The following is a 23,849-nucleotide window of genomic DNA, read 5'->3' as shown; positions in this document are numbered from 1 at the left end:
TTGATCATGTCCCAGTCTCTGCACGGCAAAACCGCAATCGTCACCGGCAGTTCGCGTGGCATTGGCCGGGCCATCGCCGAAGGCCTCGCCGCCCAGGGCGCCGCCGTGGTCGTCAACTATGTCGGCAACCGGAAAGCCGCCGATGAGGTCGTCGCCGGCATCGCCAGCAAGGGAGGAAAGGCGATTGCCCTCCAGGCCGACATATCAAGCGTTTCCGATGTCCGCCGTCTGTTTGACGAGACCGAGAGCAGGCTGGGCGCAATCGACATCGTCGTCGCCAATGTCGGCGTCGCCGTCATCAAGCCGCTGACCGAGGTGACGGAAGCCGATTTCGACCAGGTCTTCGGCACCAATGCCAAGGGCACCTTCTTCACGCTTCAGGAAGCAGCGCGCCGGGTGCGCGATGGCGGCCGGATCATCGCCGTCTCCACCGGCGGCACGAAGATGTTCTTCACGCAGACGGCGCTCTATCTCGGCAGCAAGGGCGCCGTCGAACAGTTCGTCCGCGTGCTCTCGCGTGAGCTCGGGCCGCGCGGCATCACGGTGAATGCGCTGTCGCCGGGCTTCACCGACACGGACCTGCTTCCAGAGCGCGATCGCGCCGTGGCCGCCGGAATGTCGCCCTTCGGCAGGATAGGCGCGCCGCGCGACGTTGCCGATGTCGCGGTCTTCCTGGCCAGCGACGACGCCCGCTGGCTGACCGGCGAGAACATCCAGGCCGGCGGTGGCGTGGCCTAATCCGCCATCGTCTCCAGGCTGGCGAAGCCCTGCGGCGCGTCGCCTTCGTCGAACGGTGTCGTCACCTCGACGAATGTGTCGGGGTAAAAGCCGTTGAAGCGGGTCCTCAGCGACAGCGAATAGGCGCCGATATGGCCGATTTCGATCCAGTCACCGGTATCGACGGTTTCCGGCAGCCAGAATGGCCTGGACAGGATGTCGACGGAATCGCAGGTCGCGCCGCAGACCTTGAACGGGACGACGTTCTTTTCAGCGCCATTGCGGGTCCTGATCGCCGGATCGGGGATGAAGCGCGCCGGCAGCGTGATCTTGCCGGTCCATGAATCCGACAGCGATGCCCAGATGCCGTCGTTGATGTAGAGCCGCTTGCCCTTGCGCAGCAGCACGCGCACGATCAGCGACAGGCAGCGCGCCACGATCACCCTGCCCGGCTCGGCCACCAGCGGCATCTGGTCGAACTGATATTCCTTCAGGTCGCCGGAGAGCCGCGACATGATCTGGCCGAGCGAGGGCATCTCGATCTGCTTGCGGTTGGGATCGTGGCCATATTCGGCTGGAAAGCCGCCGCCGACATCGAGCCCGGCAATGTCGAAGGTCAGCCGGTTGCGCACCCAGTCGGCCGAGGCCAGCGCCCGCTCATAGGTGTCGGGATCCTCGATCTGGCTGCCGACATGGAAACACAGACCGACCTTGTAGCCGGTGCGGTTCAGCCGCTCTGCCAGCTCCACGGCATAAGCCGGCCCGGCGCCGAACTTCTTCGACAATTCGTAGGCCGCCGACCCTTTCGTCTGGATGCGCACGAACACGCTGATCGAGCCAGGGTCGATGTCGAGCGCCCGCACCACCCGCGTCAGCTTGGTGATCTCGTCCTCATGGTCGAGCGAAATGACGCGGATGGCGTATTTCTCCAGCGCCAGCTTGATGTCGGACTGCGCCTTGACCGGGTGCATGTAGAGCATCTCGGCATCGGCAGAGACGGCGCGCACGGCAGCGAATTCGCCGGGCGAAGCGACGTCGAAGGCGGTGACGCCGGCCTCGACCAAGGTCTTCAGCACGATCTGCTCGCCATTGGTCTTGACCGCATAGGCGGTCTTGCCCGGGAACATGCCCATGAACTGCCTGGCATCGGCCTTCAGCACCTGCGGGCGGAAGCAATAGACCGGATCGTCGGGACGAAGTGCCAGTGCCGCCTCGCGGGCATTCTCGAATCGCTGCATTGACGAATCCTCGATCTCGGCTGCGCACAATTAATCCAAGCTAGCGGCTAGCGCATGACCCCGAAAGTCGATTTCGACTTTCGGAAAGGATCATGCGCCAAATATGAGTCTTGCAGCATCCGAGGACGCGCGGCGCTGCAATGAAAACAATTCTGTGTCTCGTGCACCTGACACTGCGGCGGTAGTCTTGGTAGCGTCGTCAGCCAGCGATCAGGTTTCGGGTGGCGCTTGCCGGCAGACCCGATATGCCTGTGCCTGGCCGGCTGACATTCGAGCCGGCATGTCGGGGGAGGACGAGCCACATGGCAATTGCCGCTACATCCGCACCGCGCGGACCGATGACCCTCGCCGACTGGGGGCAGTTGCTGCTGCTTGGTGCCATCTGGGGCGGTTCGTTCTTCTTCGCCCGCATCGCGGTGGCGGAGCTTCACCCGCTGGTGCTGGTGCTGTTTCGCGTCGCCATAGCGGCAATCGCGCTGCAGATCTATCTCTGCCTGCGCGGCCCATCGTTCCGCCTTGCTTTTCCGCATGCTGGCCTGTTCTTTCTGCTGGCCTTCACCAACAATGTCGTCCCCTTCTCGCTGATCTTCGCCGGCCAGACCGAACTTGGCGCCGGCGTCGCCTCGGTGCTCAACGCGACGACGCCGTTCTGGACGCTGATCCTCGCCAACGCGCTGACATCGGACGAAAAGCTCTCCTGGAACAAGCTCGCCGGCATTGGGCTCGGCGTCGCCGGCACCGCCGTCATGATCGGTCCCGGCCTGCTCGCCGGACTTGGCGGCCCTGTCTGGGCGAAATTCGCGCTGATCGGCGCGTCTTTGTCCTATGCCGTCGCGCTGATGGTCGCCCGGCGATTCAAGGGCGTGCCTTCGCCGGTCATCGCCACCGGGCAGCTGACCGCTTCGACCATCATCATGATACCGATCGTGCTGCTGGCGCACGGCCCCGCCGGCCTGTTCTCGGCCTCGCCGCCAGTCTGGGCGGCGGTGCTGGCATTGGCGCTGCTCTCCACCGCCTTCGCCTACATCCTCTATTTCAACCTCGTCGCCTCGGCCGGCGCCACCAACGCCTCGCTGGTCACGCTGATCGTGCCGGCCAGCGCCATGCTGCTCGGTTTTCTTTTCCTGGGCGAGCGGCTGGAACTGTTCGAGATCGGCGGCGTGGTGCTGATCGGCCTCGGTCTTCTCACAATCGACGGACGTGTCCTTGGACGGCGTTAAGCGCGAAAATCAAAGCCGACTTCGCGGCGGTAGCGCTGCCATGACACAGCATCGACACGCCCCCGCCATAATTTATTCACAGGCATGAAGCGGGTTTTTGCCGAAGAGTTTCAACGGCTAACGGCAAAACCAGAGTCGCAAATTTCACAATCACGTCGCAATGCAGCACATTTTCCGCTTGCCTGTGGCACAAATGGACCTAGACTCTCAGGCATAGCTCTTTAAGAGGAGGCTATGTCATGGGACTTACGAGGCCAATCAACGCATTGATGATTTGTGCTGCGTTTGCTTTCATCGGCGCCCTCATTATGGGCGTCCTTCCCTGAACCCGCCAAGACGGGGAAGACCAGCACCAGATAGTCTAAACAATTCGAAAGGCCGGGTTTTTACCCGGCCTTTTGCTGTTTAGGCTGAAGCGCGTCGCGTATGAATGGATTCATGCGACGCACTTTAAGTCTTTGTTTTTATGCATGTCGTTCTCCCAAAGCCGGGGCCACTTTTGGGCGACATGCATTAAACCTCACGCAGCAGCCGAGCCCGCCACCTCCGCCTCGTGCGAGCGGATGCCGATCATGTGGCAGATGGCGAAGACGAGGTCGGCGCGGTTCATCGTGTAGAAGTGGAAGTCGCCCACGCCGCGCTCGACCAGGTCGAGAACCTGTTCGGCGGCGACGGCCGATGCCACCAGCGCATGCGTCTGCGGATCGTTCTGCAGGCCGTCGAAACGCTCGGCCAGCCATGCCGGCACCAGCGCGCCGCAGCGCGCCGAGAAATTGGCGACCTGGGTGAAATTATGCACCGGCAAAATGCCCGGAACGATCGGGATGTAGATGCCGGCCCGACGCGCGCGCTCGACATAGCGCTCGTAGAGATCATTGTCGAAGAAGAACTGGGTGATCGCCCGCGTCGCGCCATTGTCGACCTTGCGCTTCAGCATGTCGATATCGGTGGCGAAGTCCGGGCTTTCCGGATGCTTTTCCGGATAGGCCGAAACCGAGATGTCGAAATCGCCCGCTTCCTTCAGCGCGCCCACCAGTTCGGCGCCGTTGGCGTAGCCGTCCGGATGCGGGCGGTAGGCGGTGCCCACGCCCGCGGCCGGATCGCCGCGCAGGGCGACGAAGCGTTTGACGCCCATATCGGCGAATTCCTGGATCACCGCGTCGACCTGATGACGGGCAGCGTCGACGCAGGTCATGTGCGCGGCCGGCGTCAGGCTGGTCTCGTTCAGGATGCGGCCGACGGTGCGCGCCGTGCGCTCACGCGTCGAGCCGCCGGCGCCATAGGTCACCGAGACGAATTTCGGCTTCAGCGGTTCCAGCCTTGTGACCGTGTCCCACAGCCGCGCCTCCATCTCGTCATTCTTGGGCGGGAAGAACTCGAAGGAAACCTTGACCTTGTCGCCAATGTCGGGGCGGCGGGAAAAGCGGAACTGGTTCATCAGGCGATTTCCCCTATCGAATTCACTTTGGTCTGCTGGCTGTCATTGGCAGGGTCGGCGATCAGCAGGCGCCGGTCGCGGCCAAGCCAGAGCTTGACGGTGAGCCTGGGCTCGCTGCCGCCGCGCGGCTCGAATTCCTGGGCATCCTCGAGATCGAGGCCGGCCTCTGCAAACCATTCGCCGATCTGCCGGTCGGAAAAGCCGAGCCGCATATGCGCGTGCTCTTCGCGCAGGAATTCCAGCGTGTGCGGCGCGAAGTCGACGATGACCAGCCGGCCCGACGGCCGCAAAAGCCGCGCCGCCTCGTGGATGGCGCGGGCGGGATCGTCGAGATAATGCAGCACCTGGTGGATGGTGACGAGATCGAAAGCGTCGCGCTCGACCGGCGGCGAGAAGATGTCGCCCTGCCGCACCTGCGCGTTCGAAACGCCGGCCTTGTCGAGATTGGCACGCGCCACGGTCAGCATCTCGCGCGACATGTCGATGCCGACACCGCGCCGGTAGAGCGGCGAGAAGATTTCCAGGAGCCGCCCGGTACCGGTGCCCAGATCCAGCATCGACTGGAACGGCCGCTTGCCGACCAGCTTCAGCATCGCCGCCTCGACCGCACGGTCCGGCACATGCAGCGAGCGGATATGGTCCCAGCTTGCGGCGTTCACCGAGAAATACTCGGCCGCCCGGTCCTGCCGCTTGCGCTTGACCGAGGCCAGGCGTTCGAGATCGCGCTCGACCTGCGGATCGGCGCCGCGAATGCTGGAAACCAGCCCCATGACGAAGTCGCGCGCGGAATCGGCATCCGACAGGCGGAAGAAGGCCCATGATCCTTCCTGGTAGCGGTCGATCAGCCCGGCCTCGAGCAGCAGCTTCAAATGCCGCGAAACGCGCGGCTGCGACTGGCCGAGAATTTCGGTAAGATCGGAAACGGTGAGGTCTCCACGCGACAACAGTGCCAATATGCGCAGGCGGCTGGATTCGGCCGCCGCCTTCAGCGTATCCACCATGGTGTCGAGCGAAACATGCATCAGCGTATTCTCTTTTCAGCGCATTCACTTTGAAAAAGATATAAACATATGTTTATGTCGGTTTTCAAAACCTTGCAAGCGCTATGTCGCTTCCGGACAAGAAAATGCCGCATGCGTGATTTTCCGGTGCGCGCCGCCCAAAAATGTGTAGCGGTCCTGGGACAATGACAGCAGCAGCACGGAGATGGGCAGAATGACGGGGCCGCGCGAAATGTTCGAGGCACGCGAAGGCGAGCAGAGGCTGGGCTTGGATCCGGCAACGATGCCGGCGGATGGCCGCGTCGTCTTCATCGGCCGCATCGCCTCGCTCTGGACGACAAGGGAGAGCTGCCCGAAAAACATGCGCACGGCGCGCGAGACCGGACAGCCGGCGGTGCTGACCATCGACGCGCCCTATCGCCCTGGCTTGCAGGGTCTGGAGCGCGCCAGCCATGTCATCATCCTGTCCTGGCTGCATCACGCGCCGCGGAATCTGATTGTGCAAAAACCCCGCCATGCGACTGAAGCAAAAGGCGTATTCGGCCTGCGTTCCCCAGCCCGGCCGAACCCAGTCGGCCTGCATGTGGTAAGGCTCGTCGGATTGGACATCGCCACCGGGCGCATCGATCTCGACGCCATCGACGTGCTCGACGGCACGCCGGTCATCGACATCAAACCCTACTTCGCCTCGACCGACGCCATACCGGAAGCGATCATCGAGGGACGCGGGGAGCGATGACTGCACCGACCGGCCGCCGCCGCGCCATCGCCAAGGCGCTGACCGCACTTCTGCCGCTGGCGCCCTATGCCGACATGGAGAAGATCCGTGCGGATGCCGGCGCAGTGCATATGAAGACCTTGCCGCCAGGCATTGCCGTGTGGCTGGCAACCATTGCCCACATCCGCCACATGCACACCGACTATGAAAAGCTGCTGGCCGAGGGTTATGACCGCGACTCCGCCCGCTTCTTCGTCATCGAGAAGACCAACATCGTGCTCACCCGCTGGCGCGCGACACGCCTGCTCGACGCCGACGACGAGGAGGAATGAAGCGGCTATTGTCGCGTCAGCACGGCGATCGCATTGTAAGGCTGGCCATCGGCCTGGCCGACCCAGGTCCAGGACAGGTTTCCCTTGAAGAAGCGGACGGTGATGTCGCCACTGTCGATGCACCTGTCCTGGCCATAGGTGATGCTTTCATGGAATTCCGCCGACGTCTCGTCCCTCGACGTCTGCGACAGCGATCCGCCGCAGCCAAGTGACGGATAATCGATCGACGCGCCGTCATTCCTGATCGTCATGGCGATCGACCAGTCGGCGCCGGCATCACCCGCCGGGCTCTGGTGGCCGCTGCCGACCCAGGTGCCGGTCAGTGTCTGCGCCGGCGCATTCACCGTGCAAGGCAGGTTCTGGAAGATCGGCGTCAACTCGCTGCCGGTCTTCTCGCAGCGATAGGTCTGGCCGTTTTGGCAGAGTTCGTCGCCTTGTTTCACGCACTGCGCGCTGGCCTCGCCCGTGGCGGCGAAAATCATCATGGCTGCGATGATGGTCCCAAGCCTGCCCATATCCCCTCCCATTCCAAGCCATCCGATCATAAGGCAATTCCAATCCGGTGTATCGGCTAGGACCGTCATGGAGGACGAACGGTGCCGGGCGGTTGGCTCTATGCCTCCTGTCCCGGGCCGGTAGGCTGATGACCCGCCCTGCCCGCGAGGAGGCCCCGATGGACCACACGACGGCCACACAGGCTACAAAACCACTGCCCACGGTCAGCGACCGCCATGTCGACCCGCACACCTATCCCGACGGCATCGCCTTCCTCGACGGCCAGTATCTGCCGATGTCGCAGGCCAAGGTGTCGGTGCTGGATTGGGGGTTCCTGCATTCCGACGCCACCTATGACACGGTGCATGTCTGGAAAGGCCGCTTCTTCCGCCTCGATCTGCATCTCGACCGCTTCTTCGGCGGGCTCGACAAGCTGCGCATGACCATCCCCTTCGACAGGGATGGCGTGGCCGATATCCTGCACAATTGCGTCGCCCTTTCAGGCCATCGCGCCGCCTATGTCGAAATGCTGTGCACGCGCGGCGCATCGCCAACCTTCAGCCGCGATCCGCGCCAGGCGATCAACCGCTTCATGGCCTTCGCCGTGCCGTTCGGTTCGGTCGCCAATGCCGAACAGCTGCAGCGCGGCCTGCGCGTCGCCATCAGCGACAAGGTGCGCATCCCGCCGGCATCGGTCGATCCGTCGATCAAGAACTACCATTGGCTCGATCTGGTGCGCGGCCTCTACGACGCCTATGACCGCGGTGCCGAGACCGCACTCCTTCTCGACTTCAACGGCAATGTCGCCGAGGGTCCGGGCTTCAACGTCTTCTGCGTCAAGGATGGCAAGCTGTCGACGCCGGCCATCGGCGTGCTGCCTGGCATCACCCGCCGCACCGTCTTCGATCTCTGCGCCGAAGAAGGTCTTGTAGCCGCCGCCGCCGATGTCAGCGTTGCAGCACTCACGGCGGCCGACGAGGTCTTCATCACCTCGACCGCGGGCGGCATCATGCCGGTGACTGAGATCGATGGCGCGGCGATCGCCGACGGCAAGGTCGGGCCTGTTACCGGCCGGCTGATGGCGCTCTACTGGCAAAAGCACGACGATCCGGCCTGGTCGTCTCAGGTGAGTTATCGCTGATCAAGGGACGTCTTGTTCAAAAAGATTTCCCCTCGCCCCTGGAAAATCACGCGATAGGCCGTATATGCCCGAAAGCGGAGAAGCCTCCGCTTTCATCCAAAAATTGCGCCCGCAAGGGCAAGGATTCTACATCATGACAAATAAGGTTTGGTTCATCACCGGATCGTCGAAGGGTTTTGGCCGCGTCTGGGCCGAGGCCGCATTGGCGCGGGGCGACCGTGTCGCCGCGACCGCTCGTGACGCCGGCACGCTCGCCGATCTGGTCGAGAAATATGGCGACAACATCGCCGCGATCAAGCTCGACGTCACCGACAAGAAAGCCGTCGATGCCGCCGTCGCCGAGGCGCACAAGCGCTTTGGCCGGCTCGACGTCGTCATCAACAATGCCGGCTACGGCCATTTCGGCGCCATCGAGGAAGTCAGTGAGCAGGAAGCCCGCGACCAGATCGAAACCAATGTGTTCGGTGCCCTCTGGGTCACGCAGGCCGTGGTGCCGATCATGCGCGCCCAGCGGTCCGGCCACATCATCCAGATTTCGTCGATCGGCGGCGTCAACGCCTTTGCCTCGCTCGGCCTCTACCATGCCTCGAAATGGGCGCTGGAAGCCTTCAGCCAGTCGCTCAGCATCGAGGTGGCGGAATTCGGCATCCATGTCACGCTCGTCGAGCCGGGCGGCTTCTCCACCGACTGGTCCGGCGCCTCAGCCAAGGTGTCCAAGCCGATGGAGGCCTATGCGCCCGCCCGCGCCAAGATGGCCGAGCGCCGCGCCAACTCGGTCGCCGGCGATCCCGAGGCGACAGGTCCGGCAATGCTGGCCATCGTCGACGCCGCCGAGCCGCCGCTGCGGGTGTTCTTCGGTGACGGCGGCCTGCCGATGATCCGTCAGGAATACGCCAACCGCCTCGCCACCTGGGACAAGTGGGACCACGTGTCCGTCATGGCGCAAGGCGCCAACAAGAACCGCAAGGGCTGAGGCTTCGGCATTTTGCTACGCCGCTCATCAGCGGCGTAGCCCTTCGGTCACGATGCAACCGCGCTGCTATGCCTGATAAATCCACTGCTCCGGCACCCGCGCCGAAATCTCTTCGCCGGCCCTGATCGGTCCGGGCTTCTCGACCCAGGCGACCACGCCACGCAGCCGTTTGGCCATTTTGGGAAACAGCAGCGCGCCGGCTTCGATGTCGGCCATTCCCGCATTTTCGGCGATCGATCGCCCGGAAATGCGGCATGGTCCGTTCTGGGCGTCGACCTTAAGGGTGACGCCATCCTTGAAGAACAGCAGCGTGCCGGCCGGCAGCATCGACAGATGCGGCACGCCTTCGATCACCAGATTGGCGCCGATCCATTCCGGCTTGATCTCGGGAAGGCCCATCCGCCCGGCGACGATGGCCAGCTCGTCCGCCGCCACGATCGACAGCTGCCGCTCGTTGCGCATTTCGGTGCCGCGCGGATACCAGGGTTCGCGCCCGCCCGAGCGCCGCGTTGCGCCCGCGTGGAAATCGCCCAAAATGCCGTCGAAGCCAAGCCGCAATTCCTCCACCGGCCGCGTCTGGAAATGACCCGCCGGCGCGACATAGAGCGCTGCGGCGCGGGCGGAAAGCTTTTTTGCCGGGACGATTTCGACCGGCTTCTCGGCGTCGGGGAAGAGATCCAGCATGGCGTTCCGTCCTTGAATCATGCTCCCCGTTTTTGCTCTTCGGGCGGCAAGGCCGCAAGAGCGGTTTGGGCCATAATGCGCAACTCTTCGACCGATGCGCCGTCCCGCGCCTGGATCGACATGCCGTTCATGACGCCGGCGATATATTTGGCGAAGCTCTCGACGGAGAAGCCTTCCGGCAGGTCGCCCACCGCCCTGCCCTTCGCCAGCCGCTCTGCAATCGCCGCCTCGCTCGCCTTACGATAGGACTTGAGTTCATCGGCAATCGCCTGTGCCTGCGGCGAAGCCGCCAGGGCACCGCTGACAAAAAGGCAGCCACCCGGCTTGCCGGGCCTGGAATAGGCCTCCGCCGCGCCCAGCAGCAGCAGCCGGATCGCCTCTCGAGTCGACACCGGCGCGCTCAGCGCGTCCAGCGCAAAGCCGATCTCCGTCTCGTGGTAGCGCGTCAGCGCCCTGCGGAACAAGGTCTCCTTGTCGGTGAAGGCGTTGTAGATCTGCGGCGGCGTCAACCCCATCGCCTCGCGCAGCATGGCCAGCGACGTCGCCTCATAGCCATGCTCCCAGAACAGATGCATCGCCGCATCCAGCGCCCGGTCCGGGTCGAACGCGCGGGGACGACCACCCCTGGCCTTTTCCAAATTATCCATAGTGATCGATACGAAACCTGTTGACTTGCTCGTTGTGCATAACGTAACAATTGATACGAAACATGGCAAGCCGGAAGACGATCTTCCGGCAAGGCCGTGCAGCCGAAGGACAAGGAGAGACCAAATGCCCATCACCGTGACCGCGCCAGAAGGCGTACTGACAGAGGCCGGAGAGCGCGAGATCCTGCCGCGCCTCAGCGCCGCCCTCATCGAAGCTTCCGGCGCCACCGGCAATGCGTTCTTCACCGCCATCGTCGGTGGCACGGTCCACATCCTGCCGTCGCGCCACATCTATGCCGGCGGCGCCAACAGGCCTGTCGTGATGGTGGAGTTGAAATTGCCCAATATCGCCCTCGGCTCGATCGAGGCTCGCAACGCCTTCATCACCACGGCCGCCGGCATCGTCGCCGAACTCTGCGTGGCCGGGCACAAGCCCGAAAACACCTGGATAAACATCGTCAACGCGCCCGACGGCGGCTGGGGCATCGGCGACAGGCAATATACCGGCGACGCACTCATTGCCGCCGCCACCGCCGCCGCGCACTGATTTCATAGGAAGATGTGATGCGGCTCTCCCCTTCGCTGTTCTTCACCACCAACTGCGAGCCGGCACTGGCTTTCTACGAACAGTGCGGCCTTGGCCGGGGAACCATCCTGCTGCGCTGGGGCGATAACGGCATGCCGGTGCGAACCGAAACCATGCGCGGAAAAATCCTGCATGCGCGCTTCGAAGGTCCGGGCGTGCTGTTCCATGCCTCCGACAATGATGATGCCGAGCCGATGAAAGGCTCTGCCATGATGCTGGAATTCAACGACCTGGCAGCCATGCGGGAGCTTTTCTCCCGCATGGCTGCCGGCGGCCGCATCACCGTGCCCCTGGCGCGGCAATACTGGGGAACCAGCTTCGGCATGCTGGTCGACGCCTATGGCGTGCAGTGGATGTTCAGTTGCTCGGGTCAATAAGGCGAAGGATCACGATCTTCTTACCGGAAATGGAATTGGTGCCGCATTGCCGCCGCGTCGGATCGCTTTCATGTTGGCGAGACACTGTGGAGGTTCTCATGCGCCCCGCGACGGCAATCGCGCTGCTCTGGCTGATCTGGGTGGTCACCTGGATTGCGGCCGCCGTGTGGGCTGATCCGGCTCAAAAACGCGCCACCATCGGCGCAGAGGTCCGCTATCGCATCTTCTGGCTGGCGGGCACCGTCCTGCTGTTCGTCCCGGCGCACCGCTATGAAGGCAGGTTGAGATTGTGGACTCCGACCCTGGCCGAGGCCTGGGCCTGCATTGCCCTGATCGCCATCGGTCTCATCTTCTCGTGGTGGGCGCGTATTCATTTGGGCAGGCTGTGGTCGGCCTCGGTCACCGCCAAGGCAGACCACCGCGTGGTCGATACCGGCCCCTACGGCCTCGTTCGCCACCCGATCTACACAGGATTGCTGCTGGCGCTCCTCGCCACCATGATGGCGAAAGGCACTGTCTGGGGCATTGCTGGTGTCGCACTCCTCACCATCGGCATCGTCATGAAGGCAAGACTCGAGGAGCGCTTCCTGCGCGGCGAACTTGGCCCCGCCTATGACGACTACGCGCGGCGGGTGCCGATGCTGGTTCCTTTTACGCCGGCCTGACACGCCAAGGTGCGTTGGAACGACAGCTCAGCCCGATTTTTTCGCCCCGCTGCCTTGCCGGAAATGCTCGACGGCACCGTCGATTTGAACCCAATCATGTTTCGATTGCTCGAAGATCGACCGGACTGGCGGCGGACAGTTCGGGTCGGTCAGCGCCCCGACGGCGACGCCGATCATCATTGGCAGCCTGTCGGCTTTCCAATAGACCGTCGAGCCGCAGTTGGGGCAGAAGTAGTTGTGCACCTTCCCGCCGCTTGCCGCATCGCGGGTGAATTCCTTCGCGGTTCCGGAGATGGCAACGGCCTCGGCCGGATAAAAGGCGCCGACGCCGAAGGGGGCCCCGGTTCGGCGCTGGCAGTCGAGACAGTGGCAGGCGACAACCAGTTTTGATGGTCCTGCCAGCGTCAGCAGGAGGGCACCGCAACTGCATCGGGCATCGACCATTGCAACTCTCCTTTTCTGGAAACGGGATCGCGTTGATCCAAGCTCGGATACCCCCGACACAGGCTGTGCGAGGGTCAAGTCAGGTTGAACGGCAGTGGAAAACGGTGCGAAGCAGCCCGGTTGGGGCGAAATTCCGGATGACCCTTTCAGGCCACAGTTCGAAGTCGAACACGGGCGCGAAGCGACCAAACCAGATGGTTTTCGAGAACCGGAGCGGAGCGTACTTAAGTACGTTAGCACCGGCCTACGCCGGCCGCAGCCTTAACTGCACGACCACTCATGACTGCTTCGGCCGGCGAAGGCCGGAAGCGCAGAAAGCCTTCGTTTGCAGGCCGGCATCACCTGAATATCGGCGCACGTTAAAGCATCCGGATGAGCGCGCCGCCTATCGAATATCCCGCGCCAAAGGCGCAGATCAAGCCGAAATCGCCGGGTTTCATGTCGGCATGGTTCTCCGACAGCGCGACGATGGCGCCGGCGCCCGCCGTGTTGCCCAGCCGCTCCAGCACCATCGGCGCGCGATCGTTGTCGACATCGTGGCCGAACGACAGTTTCAGGATCATCGCATTCATGCGCGCATTGGCCTGATGCAGCCAGAAGCGCCTGATCGCCTGCGGCGTCAGTCCGTGCTCGGCCAGGAATTCGACGATGAATTTCTGGCCGGCGACGGTGACTTCCTTGAACACCTTGTTGCCGACCTGTTTGATCAGATTGCCTTCCAGATTGATCATGTAGGGATCATCCTGGGCGGTGCGGGTGTGGTAGCCGAGATTGGTGCGGATGTTGTTCGACATCTGCGTCCACAGCCGCGTGTCCAGCACCTCGAAGCGCCCCGGCCGTTTGTCGCCCTGGGCAAGCCCCTCCACAACCATCGACACCGAGGCGTCGCCGAAGATGAAATGCGTCTGCCGGTCGCGGAAATTGAGATGTCCCGTGATGATTTCCGGCGTGGTAACCAGGATGCGCTTGTGCGCGCCCGAGCGCACCAGATTGACCGCCATGTGAAGCGCGGCCGCCGCTGACGAACAGCCGAGTCCCATGTCGAAGCCGGCGCCGGTGGTGCCCAGCGCTTCCTGCATTTCGATTGCGATCGCCGGATAGGGCCGCTGGTGGTGAGAGGCCGAGCAGATGATCAGGTCGATCTGGGACGGTTCAAGTCCGGCATGGTCGAGCGCCTTCCTGGCCGAGGCGATGCCGAACTCGGCCTCCAGCGACAGCGCATCGTCGGGTCGCGCGGGAATGCGCGGCGTCATGCGGGTCGGGTCGAGAATGCCTTCGCGCTCGATGACATGACGGGATTTCACGCCCGAGGCGTGGACGATGAAGTCGCTGTCGGATTTCTGCAGCAGCGCCTCTCCGGTGCCCTGACGGCGCGCATTCTCCGTGTCGACCCAGCTGTTGAAGCTCTCGACCAGTTCTTCATTCGTGATGACAGCTTCAGGAATTTCAGCGCCGATGCCGCTGATGATGACGCGATGCATGTTTCAGTCCGTCCCATCCGCAGGCGTTGCGGCTTCATGTGGGCGCCGAAACGCTTCGGCGCAACACTTTTCTCATCCGGCCGGTTTACGCCGGCTTAAACCAAATGTTGAGGCGGACTTGAACCGGGATTTCACCAGGCGCACAGCTTGGTGTTGGTCTGCGGGTTGTTCCAGCAGGCGCCGTCGTCACGGCTGCGCACGAACTGCCCCGCCAGCGGCACGTTGCGGCGACCGAGATTGACATAGCCATAGGCAAAGCCCGGCCCGTCGATCTCCAGCACATAGGTCGGGTAACCCGGCGCCGATATCCGGAAACTGCCGGCATCATCGATCGTGCGGTAGCTGCACGGGAAATACCCATCATCCGACGTGAAGCAGCGCGCCCGCTTGGCTTGCGCCGAAACCGAGAACGCCACAAGGGCGGCCGCGCACACGCCGCCGCCATAAAGCAATCTTTTCAAACTCATCATTTCCCCCTGCCACGCGGCCATCATGGCCCCACGCGGTGAATTGGGCATGACGGCGAAACCGGGTCAAGCCACGGCAATCGACCGCAGGCGAAGCGGATAATCTAGCCGGCCCGCTTGGCGACAATGAAGATACGCGGGAAGCGCAGCAGCACCTTGCCGTTCGCCATTCTGGGATAGGCCTGTTTGACCTTGGCCGTGTAACTATCCAGGAACATCTTGCGCTCGTCGGCGTCCAGCGGATCGAGGAACGGCTTCAGCCCGGTCGATCTCACCCATTCGACGATCGCCTCGGCGTCGGCCAGGGGATGGTTGTAGGCCGTATGCCAGATATCCAGCCGGTCGGAGAGCGGCGACAGCAGGTCGTAATAGAACGACACCGGCGGCAACGGTCCGCGCGCCGCACCCTTGAGCTTGTCGGCGAACGGCATTTCGGCGGCGGTTTCCCGCATCGCTTGATGCGAAGGCTCAAGCAGGTTGTCCGGCATCTGGACGGCCAGCGCGCCACCAGGCGCCAGAAAGCCCATCAGCCGCTGGAACACCGCCGGATGCGTGGGCAGCCACTGGAACACCGCGTTGGCGAAGATCACATTGACCGGTTCGGCCGGCTGCCATGTCGACGCGTCCGCCAGGTCGAAACTGACATTGGGCAGGCGTGCCCTCGCCTTCTCGATCATGTCGGGAGAGGTGTCGAAGCCACTCACCTGCGCATCCGGCCAGCGCTCGACCAGAAGCTCGGTCGAATTGCCAGGCCCGCAGCCTATGTCGACGACCCGGCGCGGGAAATCGACCGGCACCTGCGCGGCCAGATCGCGCGCCGGCCGCGTGCGCTCATCCTCGAACTTCAGATATTGGGCGGCGGACCAGTCAGCCATTTGAGCTCCTCATGTGGCTTTGAGAGTTCACCGCCCTAGCGATCCCCTACCGCGTCAGCCGCTTGTGCGTCATGCGGTGCGGCGCTGCCGCTTCCGCACCGAGGCGGCGCAGCTTGTCCTTCTCATATTCCTCGAAATTGCCTTCGAACCATTCGACATGCGCGTCGCCTTCGAAGGCCAGCATGTGCGTCGCCATGCGGTCGAGGAACATGCGATCGTGGCTGATGATGACGGCGCAGCCGGCATAGGCTTCGAGCGCGTCTTCCAGCGCTCCCAGAGTTTCGGTGTCGAGGTCGTTGGTCGGTTCGTCGAGCAGCAGGACATTGCCGCCGCCCTTCAGCATCTTGGCCAGATGCACGCGGTTGCGCTGGCCGCCCGAAAGGTTGCCGACTTTCTGCTGCTGGTCGCCGCCGCGGAAGTTGAAGGACGAGCAATAGGCGCGGCTGTTGATCTCGTGCTTGCCGAGCTTGATGATTTCGGCGCCGCCCGAGATTTCTTCCCACACAGTCTTGTTGCCATCGAGCGCGTCGCGGCTCTGGTCGACGTAACCGAGCTTGACCGTCTCGCCGATGCGCACGGTGCCCGCATCCGGTTTTTCCTGGCCGGTGAAGGTCTTGAACAGCGTCGTCTTGCCGGCGCCGTTCGGGCCGATGACGCCGACGATGCCGCCCGGCGGCAGCCGGAACGACAGGTTCTCGATCAGAAGCTCGTCGCCAAAACCCTTGTTGAGGCCTTCGACCTCGATGACGACATTGCCGAGACGCTCGCTCGACGGAATAACGATCTGCGTGTCGGTCGGCTTGCGGTTCTGCGACTGCTCGAGCAGTTCCTCGTAGGCCTTGATACGCGCCTTCGACTTGGTCTGGCGCGCCTTCGGCGAGGACTGGATCCATTCGCGCTCGCGCCAGATCGACTTCTGACGGGCGTCGTCCTCGCGGCCTTCCTGGATCAGGCGCTTGGTCTTGGCATCGAGATATTTGGTGTAGTTGCCCTCATAGGGAATGCCGCGGCCACGGTCGAGCTCGAGGATCCACCCGGTGACATTGTCGAGGAAGTAGCGGTCGTGGGTGATGATCAGCACCGAGCCGGGATAGTCTCGCAGGTGCTTTTCCAGCCACGCCGTGGTCTCGGCATCAAGATGGTTGGTCGGTTCGTCGAGCAAAAGCAGGTCGGGCTGTTCCAGAAGCAGCCGGCAGAGCGCCACGCGGCGACGCTCGCCGCCGGACAGGTTGGTCACTTCGGAATCGCCAGGCGGACACTGCAGCGCGTCCATCGCCATCTCGACCTGCTGCTCGAGATCCCACAGGTTGAGCCTGTCCATCTCGTCCTGCAGCTTGGCCGACTCGTCCGCCGTCTCGTCGGAATAATTCATCATCAGCTCGTTATAGCGCTCGATGATGGCGGTCTTCCTGCCGACGCCGTCCATGACGTTTTCAAGCACAGTCTTTGAGTTGTCGAGCTGCGGCTCCTGCGCCAGGTAGCCGACCGTGGCGCCCTCGGCCAGCCATGCCTCGCCCTGAAACTCCTTGTCGAGCCCGGCCATGATGCGCAGGATGGTCGACTTACCCGAACCGTTGGGTCCGAGAATGCCTATCTTGGCGTCCGGATAGAAGGACAGATGAACATTATCGAGCACCTTCTTGGTGCCATAGGCCTTCGACAGGCCGGACATGTGATAGATGAACTGGCGTGCCACGCGCGCTTTCCCTGAAAAACTGACTGAATTGTCGATTTGAATGGAGGTTGGCCGCTATGTAGGCGATGCGGCGGCGAACGGCAATCGCTTTTGCCGGATCAGGCTGAACACACGGGCAAGTGTGTGCTGACTACCGAAGTTTTCCGCGCTCACGAACCGCGTTGAAATCTCCGGTTAACTCTTCCGCGTCAAAACAGGATCGGGGTGGAATCGCTGGCTGGCCGCGATTCCAGTAGAGAAAGCGGATCGACGGCAGTGCTGAACAGTTTCCTGCTCCTTGCCGAAGCGGTCGTCTACTTCAGCGTCATGGTGACGCTATTCCGCTTCCGCAAGCGCATTGGTCTCGGCGTCTTCGTCTGCGCGCTCGGCGTCATGCATTTCCTGGAAACCTATCTCGCCAGCGTCTTTTATGTCGCACTGCCGTTCGGCTTGGTCTCGCCGGGCTCGGCGGTGCTGTTTTCGGGCAAGCTGGTGATGCTGCTCCTACTCTACATCAAGGAGGACGCCGCCACCGTGCGCCAGCCCATCTATGGCCTGCTGCTCGGCAATGCGGTGATGATCGGGCTGGTATTGCTCTTGCGCCTGCACGCCATAGCGCCGCTCCCCGACGGCAAGCTGCCCGATATCGGCTTCATCGACGAGATGGGCTGGTTGATGGTGTGGGGCACGACCCTCCTGTTCATCGACGCCATCCTGATCGTCCTGCTCTATGAAAGACTTGGGCGCACCCTGCGCAAGGCGCAGTTCGCGCGCATCCTGATCTGCGTCGCCTGCGTGCTGACCTTCGACCAGGCGGGCTTCTTCACCGCGCTTCATTTCGTCGCCGGCGCGCCGATCGCTGTCTTCTTCGGCGGCTGGTTCGCCAAGATGGCGGCGGCCCTGGCCTTCAGCGGCATGCTCGTGGCCTACCTCAGATGGTTCGAGGCCCGCGATATTGCGCTGCCGCGCGGGCTGACCGACATTTTCGAAACGCTGACCTATCGCGAGCGCTATGAAGCGCTGGTCGAGCATGTCGGCCGCGACGGCCTGACCGGCCTGCTGCATCGCGGCCGCTTCGACGCCGACGGTGAAGCCGCCGTCGAGCTCAGCCTGCGCACGGCGAAGCCCCTCAGCCTGCTGATCATCGATGTCGACCATTTCAAGTCGATCAACGACCGGTTCGGCCATGCCGAAGGCGACAAGGTGCTGAAAGCGATCGCGGCCCTGCTCCGCGAAGTGGCGAGCGCCGAAGACCAGGTGTTTCGCATCGGCGGCGAGGAGTTCGCCATCCTCAGTTCGCGCCCGCATCCGGTCGCCAGGCTGTTTGGCGAAAGCATCCGTTACGCCGTCAAGGCATCGCCCGTGGCCAGCCGCTTCGAGCTGACCGTCAGCGCCGGCGTTTCAACCGTCAGCGAAACGACGCGCTGTCTTGCCGATCTGTTCGCCCTCGCCGACCAGCGCCTTTACAAGGCGAAGTCGACCGGACGCGACCGCGTCGTCGGCGAGCCCGGCGGCCATGAGCCGGACGCCGCCATCGCCTGGACCAAGTCGGCGCAGTTCTGATCGAGGATTTCTCTGTCGCGCAATGCCGGCCAGCCGCCTGTGCTACTGGAACCCGATCGCGTCGACGGTGCCTATCGGGCAACCGGCCTTGTTGGTCGGTACGGAAGCCAGCAACAGGTCCTTGAGCGAGCTGTTCGGGCTGATCGGGCCGGCAAGGCCGAGCGTCAATTCGCCGATCAGCCGCCGGCCGTTCGAGGGATCGATGACGCAGGACACCCGCACACGATCCCCTGCCCCGGCGCCGAAGGCCTGGTCGAAGGCGCCACGGATCTGGTCCGCCGTCAGCTTGCCGCCAATGGTCTTGGCGAAGAGCTCGCGCACCGGCGAGGCATTCACCTGTCGCATCAGGCCGAGCGCGTCGGAGAAGTATTCCTGCTGGTTCTTGCCGTAGCAGGTGCCGTGCTTGATCCATTCATGCCGTTCCAGCTGGGAGGCCGTGCCCGGCATCACCTGGTCGAGCTCCTTGCGGGTGCCGGCGTCCAGATTGACCGGCGGCAGATCCTTCCAGTGAGCAGGATTGTCGTTGGCCTTGTCGCTGGCCGCCACCTGGCAATAGAAATTGCCGTTCGGCTGCGGCCACAGCCCATGCAAGGTGAAGTTGGTGGCGTCGAACTCATTCGGGTTCTGCGCCCTGCATTCGGTCTTGCTCGACTTGGTCTCGCAAAAAGCCGGCTGCCAGCTCAGCGCGAAGACATATTCGGGCTTCCCCGAGGCGGCCGGCTTGCCTTGTCCGCCAGGTGCCGCAGGCGCTGTCGCGGCACTGCTGCCCGCCAGATGGCCGCAAGTGACCTTCACCCAGCGGCGTTCCGGATCGGCGCCCGGCACCAGGATCAGATAATGCGTCGGCGCGTCCTTGTTGCCGGCAAGCAGCTGGTAGCTCTGTCCGGCATCGGTCGAGACGTTGCCGGGGTTCTTGCCGTTCTTGATGGCTTGCGTTGCCGGACAGGCCGCATCGGCAACGAAGGTGCCGCTCATCTTGACTTCGGCATGCGCAGCATTGGCCAGCGATACCGCCAGCATAGCCAATCCGAAAACGACACCAATGCGCATGAGAAATCCCCGGCTGAGAAGTGGGCGACAGACTGAAGCTGTCTCCATGTCAGAATTGCGATATTTTGCGGGTCGAACGCAAGAAACATCGTCGCGCAAAAGCATTTGCTGTGGATTGACGCGTAACCGGCAGCGGCGCAAACAAAGCCAACAACGATAAAACGAGGGGGAGAGCGGGCGGCCATGCCTTTCAATCAGCAACGCATGGTCCACTCACCGACCGGCGCCGATCTCAATCTCCTCGTCAGCCGCGCTGAAGGCAAGCCGCGCGCGGTCGTCCAGATCAACCACGGCCTGGCCGAGCACGCCGCGCGCTATGCCCGCTTTGCCGATTTTCTCTCCGCGCGGGGCTTCCACGTCTATGTCCATGACCATCGCGGCCATGGCGCGACCAAGGCCTCCGATGCGCCGCTCGGCAAATTCGCCGACGAGGATGGCCCGGCCAAGGTGATCGCCGATGTCAATGCCATCCACGATCTCATCGCCGTCGAATGCCCGAACCTGCCGGTCATCCTTTTCGGTCATTCGATGGGCGCGTCGGTGGCGCTGAACTACCTTTTGGAGCACTCCCCGCGCATCCATGCCGCCGCGATCTGGAACGGCAATTTCTCACAAGGGCGGCTTGGGCAGGTAGCGCTCGGCATTCTCGCCTGGGAGCGGATGCGGCTGGGCTCCGACGTCCCGTCCCGCCTGCTGCCGAAACTCACCTTTCAGGCCTGGGGCAAGGCGGTGCCCAATCACCGCACGCCGTTCGACTGGCTGTCGCGCGACGAGGCCGAGGTGGCGAAATACATCGCCGATCCGCTGTGCGGCTGGGATGCCTCCGTGTCGATGTGGCGCGACGTGGTCTCGATGGCGATCAACGGCGGCAAGGATGCCGCCTTCGCCGGCGTCCGGCGCGGCCTTCCCATCGCCGTCGTCGGCGGCGAGAGAGATCCCGCTTCGGACCATGGCAAGGGCATCATCCACCTTGCCAATCGCATGCGCGGGATGGGCTTTTCGAATCTCGTTTCAAAGGTTTACGCCGACACCCGCCACGAAAGCCTGAACGAGGTGAACCGCGATATCATCATGAACGATTTCGCCACCTGGGCCGACAGCGTGCTGAAATAGCGACCTGCATCCTTTTCGAACCGGCCCGTTGGCCTATTGCAAGGGCCGTGACAGCCGATGCCGGGCTTGATAGAGGCTCTGCTTTCGCGGCAATCATGGTGATTGCGGCAATCACGGTGATTTATGGCCGAACCACCCCTGAAAGGCGTCCGCGTCGTCGAACTCGCCCGCATCCTCGCCGGTCCATGGGCCGGGCAATTGCTTGCCGATCTTGGCGCCGACGTCATCAAGGTCGAAAGTCCCGATGGTGGCGACGACACCCGCAAATGGGGCCCGCCCTTCGTCATGAGCCATGACGGCGAGAACCTGTCGGCCGCCTATTACCATTCCTGCAACCGCGGCAAGCGCTCCATCGCTATCGATTTCTCGACGCCGGAGGGCGCCGAGACCGTGCGCCGGCTGGTCGCGACCTCGGATGTGCTGATCGAGAATTTCAAGCTCGGCGGCCTGAAGAAATACGGGCTCGACCATGACAGCCTGCGCAAGATCAACCCGCGCCTCGTCTATTGCTCGATCACCGGCTTCGGCCAGGACGGGCCCTATGCGCCGCGCGCCGGCTACGACTTCATCATCCAGGCCATGGCCGGCATGATGTCGATCACCGGCGAGGTCGGCCGCGAGCCGCAAAAGGCCGGCGTCGCCATCTCCGACATCTTCACCGGGCTCTATTCGGTCATCGCTATCCAGGCCGCGTTGCGGCATGCCGACCGGACCGGCGAAGGCCAGCATATCGACATGGCGCTGTTCGACACGCAGATCTCGGCGCTCGGCAACCAGAACCTCAACTATCTCGTCTCCGGCAAGTCGCCGGTGCAGATGGGCAATGCGCACATGAACATCGCGCCTTACGAGGTGGTGCCGGTCCGGGACGGCCACATTATCCTTGCGGTCGGCAATGACGGCCAGTTCGCCAAATTCTGTGCCGCGGTCGGGCTGGATGAACTGTCGACTAATCCCGATTTCGCCACCAATCCGGCCCGGGTCGCCAACCGGGTGAAGCTGCGCGAACGCATCGTCGAGGCCCTGAGCACGCTCGATCGCGACCCGCTGCTGGCAAGGCTGGAAGCGGCAAGCGTGCCGGCGAGCCCGATCAACACGATCGGCCAGATGTTCGCCGACCCGCAGACGATCGCACGCGGCATGCGGCTCGACCTCGACGACGGCCATGGCAATCTTCTGCCCTCGGTGCGCGCGCCGATGGTGATGTCCGGCACGCCCCTGGTCTATGAGCGCCCTTCGCCGCGCCTGGGCGAACACACCGACGAAATCCTTGCCGAACTGGAGAGATCAGCGAAATGAAGACCGGTGGACAACTGATCGTCGAGGCGCTGGAAGCGAACGGCACCGACCGCATCTTCTGCGTGCCCGGCGAATCCTATCTGGCGGTGCTCGACGCGCTGCACGATTCATCGATCCGCACCATCGTCTGCCGCCAGGAGGGGGGTGCCGCGATGATGGCCGACTGCCAGGGCCGGCTGACCGGCAAGCCCGGCATCTGCTTCGTCACCCGCGGCCCCGGCGCCACCAACGCGTCCGCCGGCATCCACATCGCCATGCAGGATTCGGTGCCGCTCATCCTGTTCATCGGCCAGGTTGCCAGCCATGCCAAGGAACGCGAGGCGTTCCAGGAGGTGGACTACAAGAAGTTCTTCGGCGACATCGCCAAATGGGTGGTCGAGATCGACGACGCCTCGCGCATCCCCGAATTCGTCACCCGCGCCTTCGCGGTCGCGACGTCGGGCCGGCCTGGCCCGGTCGTCATCTCGCTGCCCGAAGACATGCTGACCAGCGAGGTCGAGGCTCCGGAAGCGCTCCCCCACACGCCTGTCGAGACCTATCCCGGCGGGGCCGAACTCGACGCGCTGGAAATGCTGCTCAACGGCGCCAAGCGACCATTCGTCATCCTCGGCGGCACACGCTGGAATGAGGAAGCGGTTACGCGCATGCGCGCCATATCGGAGACATGGTCGCTTGCCGTCGGCTGCTCTTTCCGCCGCCAGATGCTGTTCGACCATCTTCACGCGAACTACGCCGGCGACGTGGGCATCGGCATCAACTCCAAACTGGCGGCGCAGATCAAGGCGGCCGACGTCGTGCTGTTGATCGGCGGGCGCATGGGCGAGATGCCCTCCTCCGACTATACGCTGCTGAAAAGCCCCTACCCCGACCAGGCGCTGGTGCACGTCCACGCCGACGCCGGCGAGCTCGGCCGCGTCTACCGGCCGACGCTGGCGATCAACGCCTCGCCCGCCGCCTTCGTCGAGGCCTTTGCCGAGCGCAAGCCCGCCGGCACGCCATCCTGGTCAGCCGAGACAGCCAAGGCACATGCCGCCTATCTCGAATGGTCGACGCCGCCGCAGACGGGTCCGGGCGACGTGCAGATGGGTCCGATCATGACCTATCTGGAACAGGAGTTGCCGCACGACGCCATATTCGCCAACGGCGCCGGCAACTACGCCACCTGGGTGCATCGTTTCCACCGCTTTCGCCGTTTCGGCACGCAGGCGGCGCCGACCTCCGGCTCGATGGGCTACGGCACCCCGGCCGCGGTCGCCGCCAAGGCGCTTTATCCGGATCGCACCGTTATCGCCTTTGCCGGCGACGGCTGCTTCCTGATGAACGGCCAGGAGTTCGCCACCGCCGTGCAATATGACCTGCCGATTATCGTGATCGTCGTCAACAACGGCATTTACGGCACCATCCGCATGCATCAGGAACGCGAATATCCCGGCCGCGTCGTCGCCACCGATCTCAGGAATCCCGACTTCGCGTCGCTGGCACGCGCCTATGGCGGCCATGGCGAGACGGTCGAGAAGACGGCGGATTTCGCGCCGGCCTTCGTGCGAGCCCGCGCCAGCGGCAAGCCAGCCATCGTCGAAATCAGGCTCGACCCCGAAGCGATCACGCCAACCCGCACGATGACGCAGATCCGCGACAAGGCGTGATCCA

At 63.5% G+C, this 23,849-nt stretch carries 25 protein-coding genes; 13 read left to right on the top strand and 12 right to left on the bottom strand.

Annotation, left to right across the window (positions count from 1 at the left end; translation table 11 throughout):
- The first annotated feature begins 6 nt into the window (after window positions 1-6).
- Window positions 7-738, top strand: a complete 732-nt coding sequence (locus CK226_RS01190; protein WP_095787729.1) for an SDR family oxidoreductase — start codon at window positions 7-9, stop codon at window positions 736-738.
- On the opposite strand, the gene CK226_RS01185 is transcribed toward CK226_RS01190, so the two are convergent.
- A complete protein-coding gene (locus CK226_RS01185; protein ID WP_095774032.1) occupies window positions 735-1,955 on the bottom strand; it encodes an alanine racemase in 1,221 nt (406 codons plus the stop codon). The two genes, CK226_RS01190 and CK226_RS01185, sit on opposite strands and share 4 nt — an antisense overlap.
- Before the next feature lie 302 nt (window positions 1,956-2,257).
- Between CK226_RS01185 and CK226_RS01180 the strand changes: the two genes are divergently transcribed.
- Window positions 2,258-3,175: a DMT family transporter gene (locus CK226_RS01180; protein WP_095790800.1), complete on the top strand. Its 918-nt coding sequence runs from the start codon at window positions 2,258-2,260 to the stop codon at window positions 3,173-3,175.
- A 520-nt stretch (window positions 3,176-3,695) separates the two neighbouring features.
- Here the strand turns inward: CK226_RS01180 and metF are convergent.
- Together metF and CK226_RS01170 are read right to left on the bottom strand one after the other, a co-directional pair.
- Window positions 3,696-4,613 carry a methylenetetrahydrofolate reductase [NAD(P)H] gene (metF, locus tag CK226_RS01175; RefSeq protein ID WP_095773923.1) on the bottom strand — a complete coding sequence of 306 codons (918 nt, stop codon included), beginning with the start codon at window positions 4,611-4,613 and terminating at the stop codon, window positions 3,696-3,698.
- Complete coding sequence (locus tag CK226_RS01170; RefSeq protein ID WP_010910281.1) at window positions 4,613-5,635, bottom strand: metalloregulator ArsR/SmtB family transcription factor; 1,023 nt, start codon at window positions 5,633-5,635, stop codon at window positions 4,613-4,615. The genes metF and CK226_RS01170 overlap by 1 nt, the downstream gene beginning before the upstream one ends.
- A 193-nt stretch (window positions 5,636-5,828) precedes the next feature.
- Between CK226_RS01170 and tsaA the strand changes: the two genes are divergently transcribed.
- Window positions 5,829-6,353 carry a tRNA (N6-threonylcarbamoyladenosine(37)-N6)-methyltransferase TrmO gene (gene tsaA / locus CK226_RS01165; protein ID WP_095790799.1) on the top strand — a complete coding sequence of 175 codons (525 nt, stop codon included), beginning with the start codon at window positions 5,829-5,831 and terminating at the stop codon, window positions 6,351-6,353.
- The gene (locus CK226_RS01160) at window positions 6,350-6,664 is read left to right on the top strand and encodes a DUF2293 domain-containing protein (protein ID WP_095773920.1); all 315 of its coding nucleotides are present in this window, start codon (window positions 6,350-6,352) and stop codon (window positions 6,662-6,664) included. The genes tsaA and CK226_RS01160 overlap by 4 nt, the downstream gene beginning before the upstream one ends.
- A 5-nt stretch (window positions 6,665-6,669) precedes the next feature.
- On the opposite strand, the gene CK226_RS01155 is transcribed toward CK226_RS01160, so the two are convergent.
- Complete coding sequence (locus CK226_RS01155) at window positions 6,670-7,179, bottom strand: hypothetical protein (protein ID WP_095790798.1); 510 nt, start codon at window positions 7,177-7,179, stop codon at window positions 6,670-6,672.
- A gap of 158 nt (window positions 7,180-7,337) precedes the next feature.
- On the opposite strand from CK226_RS01155, the gene CK226_RS01150 reads away from it, so the two are divergent.
- Entirely contained in the window at window positions 7,338-8,300 is a 963-nt protein-coding gene (locus CK226_RS01150) for a D-amino acid aminotransferase (RefSeq protein WP_095791055.1), read from the top strand.
- A 133-nt stretch (window positions 8,301-8,433) separates the two neighbouring features.
- Window positions 8,434-9,273: an SDR family oxidoreductase gene (locus CK226_RS01145; RefSeq protein ID WP_095791054.1), complete on the top strand. Its 840-nt coding sequence runs from the start codon at window positions 8,434-8,436 to the stop codon at window positions 9,271-9,273.
- Window positions 9,274-9,339: 66 nt separating this feature from the next.
- Here the strand turns inward: CK226_RS01145 and CK226_RS01140 are convergent, their stop codons facing one another.
- Both CK226_RS01140 and CK226_RS01135 read right to left on the bottom strand, forming a co-directional pair.
- On the bottom strand, window positions 9,340-9,957 hold the full coding sequence (locus CK226_RS01140; protein ID WP_095790797.1) for an MOSC domain-containing protein: 618 nt from the start codon (window positions 9,955-9,957) through the stop codon (window positions 9,340-9,342).
- A gap of 17 nt (window positions 9,958-9,974) precedes the next feature.
- The gene (locus CK226_RS01135; protein WP_245437625.1) at window positions 9,975-10,673 is read right to left on the bottom strand and encodes a TetR/AcrR family transcriptional regulator; all 699 of its coding nucleotides are present in this window, start codon (window positions 10,671-10,673) and stop codon (window positions 9,975-9,977) included.
- 55 nt (window positions 10,674-10,728) lie between these two features.
- Between CK226_RS01135 and CK226_RS01130 the strand changes: the two genes are divergently transcribed.
- From CK226_RS01130 to CK226_RS01120, 3 genes are all read left to right on the top strand, one after another.
- Window positions 10,729-11,151, top strand: coding sequence for a hypothetical protein (locus CK226_RS01130; RefSeq protein ID WP_095773915.1), 423 nt, complete (start codon window positions 10,729-10,731; stop codon window positions 11,149-11,151).
- A 17-nt stretch (window positions 11,152-11,168) separates the two neighbouring features.
- The gene (locus tag CK226_RS01125) at window positions 11,169-11,567 is read left to right on the top strand and encodes a glyoxalase/bleomycin resistance/extradiol dioxygenase family protein (RefSeq protein ID WP_095790795.1); all 399 of its coding nucleotides are present in this window, start codon (window positions 11,169-11,171) and stop codon (window positions 11,565-11,567) included.
- A 98-nt stretch (window positions 11,568-11,665) separates the two neighbouring features.
- A complete protein-coding gene (locus CK226_RS01120) occupies window positions 11,666-12,232 on the top strand; it encodes an isoprenylcysteine carboxylmethyltransferase family protein (RefSeq protein ID WP_095790794.1) in 567 nt (188 codons plus the stop codon).
- Window positions 12,233-12,259: 27 nt separating this feature from the next.
- Here CK226_RS01120 and CK226_RS01115 read toward each other — a convergent pair whose 3' ends face one another.
- From CK226_RS01115 to ettA, 5 genes are all read right to left on the bottom strand, one after another.
- Window positions 12,260-12,676 carry a GFA family protein gene (locus tag CK226_RS01115; RefSeq protein ID WP_095790793.1) on the bottom strand — a complete coding sequence of 139 codons (417 nt, stop codon included), beginning with the start codon at window positions 12,674-12,676 and terminating at the stop codon, window positions 12,260-12,262.
- A 359-nt stretch (window positions 12,677-13,035) separates the two neighbouring features.
- The gene (locus CK226_RS01110) at window positions 13,036-14,157 is read right to left on the bottom strand and encodes a beta-ketoacyl-ACP synthase III (RefSeq protein ID WP_095790792.1); all 1,122 of its coding nucleotides are present in this window, start codon (window positions 14,155-14,157) and stop codon (window positions 13,036-13,038) included.
- Between the two features lie 131 nt (window positions 14,158-14,288).
- The gene (locus CK226_RS01105; RefSeq protein ID WP_095791053.1) at window positions 14,289-14,624 is read right to left on the bottom strand and encodes a hypothetical protein; all 336 of its coding nucleotides are present in this window, start codon (window positions 14,622-14,624) and stop codon (window positions 14,289-14,291) included.
- A gap of 104 nt (window positions 14,625-14,728) precedes the next feature.
- Window positions 14,729-15,499: a trans-aconitate 2-methyltransferase gene (tam, locus tag CK226_RS01100; RefSeq protein WP_095790791.1), complete on the bottom strand. Its 771-nt coding sequence runs from the start codon at window positions 15,497-15,499 to the stop codon at window positions 14,729-14,731.
- A gap of 46 nt (window positions 15,500-15,545) precedes the next feature.
- Entirely contained in the window at window positions 15,546-17,195 is a 1,650-nt protein-coding gene (ettA, locus tag CK226_RS01095) for an energy-dependent translational throttle protein EttA (protein WP_095790790.1), read from the bottom strand.
- Between the two features lie 255 nt (window positions 17,196-17,450).
- Between ettA and CK226_RS01090 the strand changes: the two genes are divergently transcribed.
- Complete coding sequence (locus CK226_RS01090) at window positions 17,451-18,737, top strand: GGDEF domain-containing protein (protein ID WP_095790789.1); 1,287 nt, start codon at window positions 17,451-17,453, stop codon at window positions 18,735-18,737.
- Window positions 18,738-18,779: 42 nt separating this feature from the next.
- Here the strand turns inward: CK226_RS01090 and CK226_RS01085 are convergent, their stop codons facing one another.
- On the bottom strand, window positions 18,780-19,787 hold the full coding sequence (locus CK226_RS01085; protein WP_095790788.1) for a ribonuclease: 1,008 nt from the start codon (window positions 19,785-19,787) through the stop codon (window positions 18,780-18,782).
- Between the two features lie 183 nt (window positions 19,788-19,970).
- Between CK226_RS01085 and CK226_RS01080 the strand changes: the two genes are divergently transcribed.
- The 3 genes from CK226_RS01080 (at window position 19,971) to CK226_RS01070 (ending at window position 23,845) form a co-directional block, all read left to right on the top strand.
- A complete protein-coding gene (locus CK226_RS01080) occupies window positions 19,971-20,900 on the top strand; it encodes an alpha/beta hydrolase (protein WP_095790787.1) in 930 nt (309 codons plus the stop codon).
- 123 nt (window positions 20,901-21,023) lie between these two features.
- Window positions 21,024-22,199: a CaiB/BaiF CoA-transferase family protein gene (locus CK226_RS01075; protein WP_095790786.1), complete on the top strand. Its 1,176-nt coding sequence runs from the start codon at window positions 21,024-21,026 to the stop codon at window positions 22,197-22,199.
- On the top strand, window positions 22,196-23,845 hold the full coding sequence (locus tag CK226_RS01070; RefSeq protein ID WP_095790785.1) for a thiamine pyrophosphate-binding protein: 1,650 nt from the start codon (window positions 22,196-22,198) through the stop codon (window positions 23,843-23,845). Before CK226_RS01075 ends, CK226_RS01070 begins: the two co-directional genes overlap by 4 nt.
- Window positions 23,846-23,849 lie beyond the last annotated feature (4 nt).

It is taken from the genome of Mesorhizobium sp. WSM4311, assembly GCF_002295115.1.
Classification (GTDB): Bacteria; Pseudomonadota; Alphaproteobacteria; order Rhizobiales; family Rhizobiaceae; genus Mesorhizobium.
This window is presented reverse-complemented; position numbering and strand designations above follow the sequence as displayed.

Bases quoted from the DNA above. Each gene is read 5' to 3' on its own strand.
- CK226_RS01160 (WP_095773920.1), top strand. From the start codon at position 6,350: ATGACTGCACCGACCGGCCGCCGCCGCGCCATCGCCAAGGCGCTGACC.
- CK226_RS01150 (WP_095791055.1), top strand. From the start codon at position 7,338: ATGGACCACACGACGGCCACACAGGCTACAAAACCACTGCCCACGGTC.
- CK226_RS01080 (WP_095790787.1), top strand. From the start codon at position 19,971: ATGCCTTTCAATCAGCAACGCATGGTCCACTCACCGACCGGCGCCGAT.
- tam (WP_095790791.1), bottom strand. From the start codon at position 15,499: ATGGCTGACTGGTCCGCCGCCCAATATCTGAAGTTCGAGGATGAGCGC.
- CK226_RS01105 (WP_095791053.1), bottom strand. From the start codon at position 14,624: ATGAGTTTGAAAAGATTGCTTTATGGCGGCGGCGTGTGCGCGGCCGCC.
- CK226_RS01180 (WP_095790800.1), top strand. From the start codon at position 2,258: ATGGCAATTGCCGCTACATCCGCACCGCGCGGACCGATGACCCTCGCC.
- CK226_RS01130 (WP_095773915.1), top strand. From the start codon at position 10,729: ATGCCCATCACCGTGACCGCGCCAGAAGGCGTACTGACAGAGGCCGGA.
- CK226_RS01125 (WP_095790795.1), top strand. From the start codon at position 11,169: ATGCGGCTCTCCCCTTCGCTGTTCTTCACCACCAACTGCGAGCCGGCA.
- CK226_RS01110 (WP_095790792.1), bottom strand. From the start codon at position 14,157: ATGCATCGCGTCATCATCAGCGGCATCGGCGCTGAAATTCCTGAAGCT.
- metF (WP_095773923.1), bottom strand. From the start codon at position 4,613: ATGAACCAGTTCCGCTTTTCCCGCCGCCCCGACATTGGCGACAAGGTC.
- CK226_RS01120 (WP_095790794.1), top strand. From the start codon at position 11,666: ATGCGCCCCGCGACGGCAATCGCGCTGCTCTGGCTGATCTGGGTGGTC.
- CK226_RS01085 (WP_095790788.1), bottom strand. From the start codon at position 19,787: ATGCGCATTGGTGTCGTTTTCGGATTGGCTATGCTGGCGGTATCGCTG.
- CK226_RS01070 (WP_095790785.1), top strand. From the start codon at position 22,196: ATGAAGACCGGTGGACAACTGATCGTCGAGGCGCTGGAAGCGAACGGC.
- CK226_RS01185 (WP_095774032.1), bottom strand. From the start codon at position 1,955: ATGCAGCGATTCGAGAATGCCCGCGAGGCGGCACTGGCACTTCGTCCC.
- CK226_RS01190 (WP_095787729.1), top strand. From the start codon at position 7: ATGTCCCAGTCTCTGCACGGCAAAACCGCAATCGTCACCGGCAGTTCG.
- CK226_RS01115 (WP_095790793.1), bottom strand. From the start codon at position 12,676: ATGGTCGATGCCCGATGCAGTTGCGGTGCCCTCCTGCTGACGCTGGCA.
- CK226_RS01170 (WP_010910281.1), bottom strand. From the start codon at position 5,635: ATGCATGTTTCGCTCGACACCATGGTGGATACGCTGAAGGCGGCGGCC.
- CK226_RS01140 (WP_095790797.1), bottom strand. From the start codon at position 9,957: ATGCTGGATCTCTTCCCCGACGCCGAGAAGCCGGTCGAAATCGTCCCG.
- CK226_RS01145 (WP_095791054.1), top strand. From the start codon at position 8,434: ATGACAAATAAGGTTTGGTTCATCACCGGATCGTCGAAGGGTTTTGGC.
- CK226_RS01075 (WP_095790786.1), top strand. From the start codon at position 21,024: ATGGCCGAACCACCCCTGAAAGGCGTCCGCGTCGTCGAACTCGCCCGC.
- tsaA (WP_095790799.1), top strand. From the start codon at position 5,829: ATGACGGGGCCGCGCGAAATGTTCGAGGCACGCGAAGGCGAGCAGAGG.
- CK226_RS01155 (WP_095790798.1), bottom strand. From the start codon at position 7,179: ATGGGCAGGCTTGGGACCATCATCGCAGCCATGATGATTTTCGCCGCC.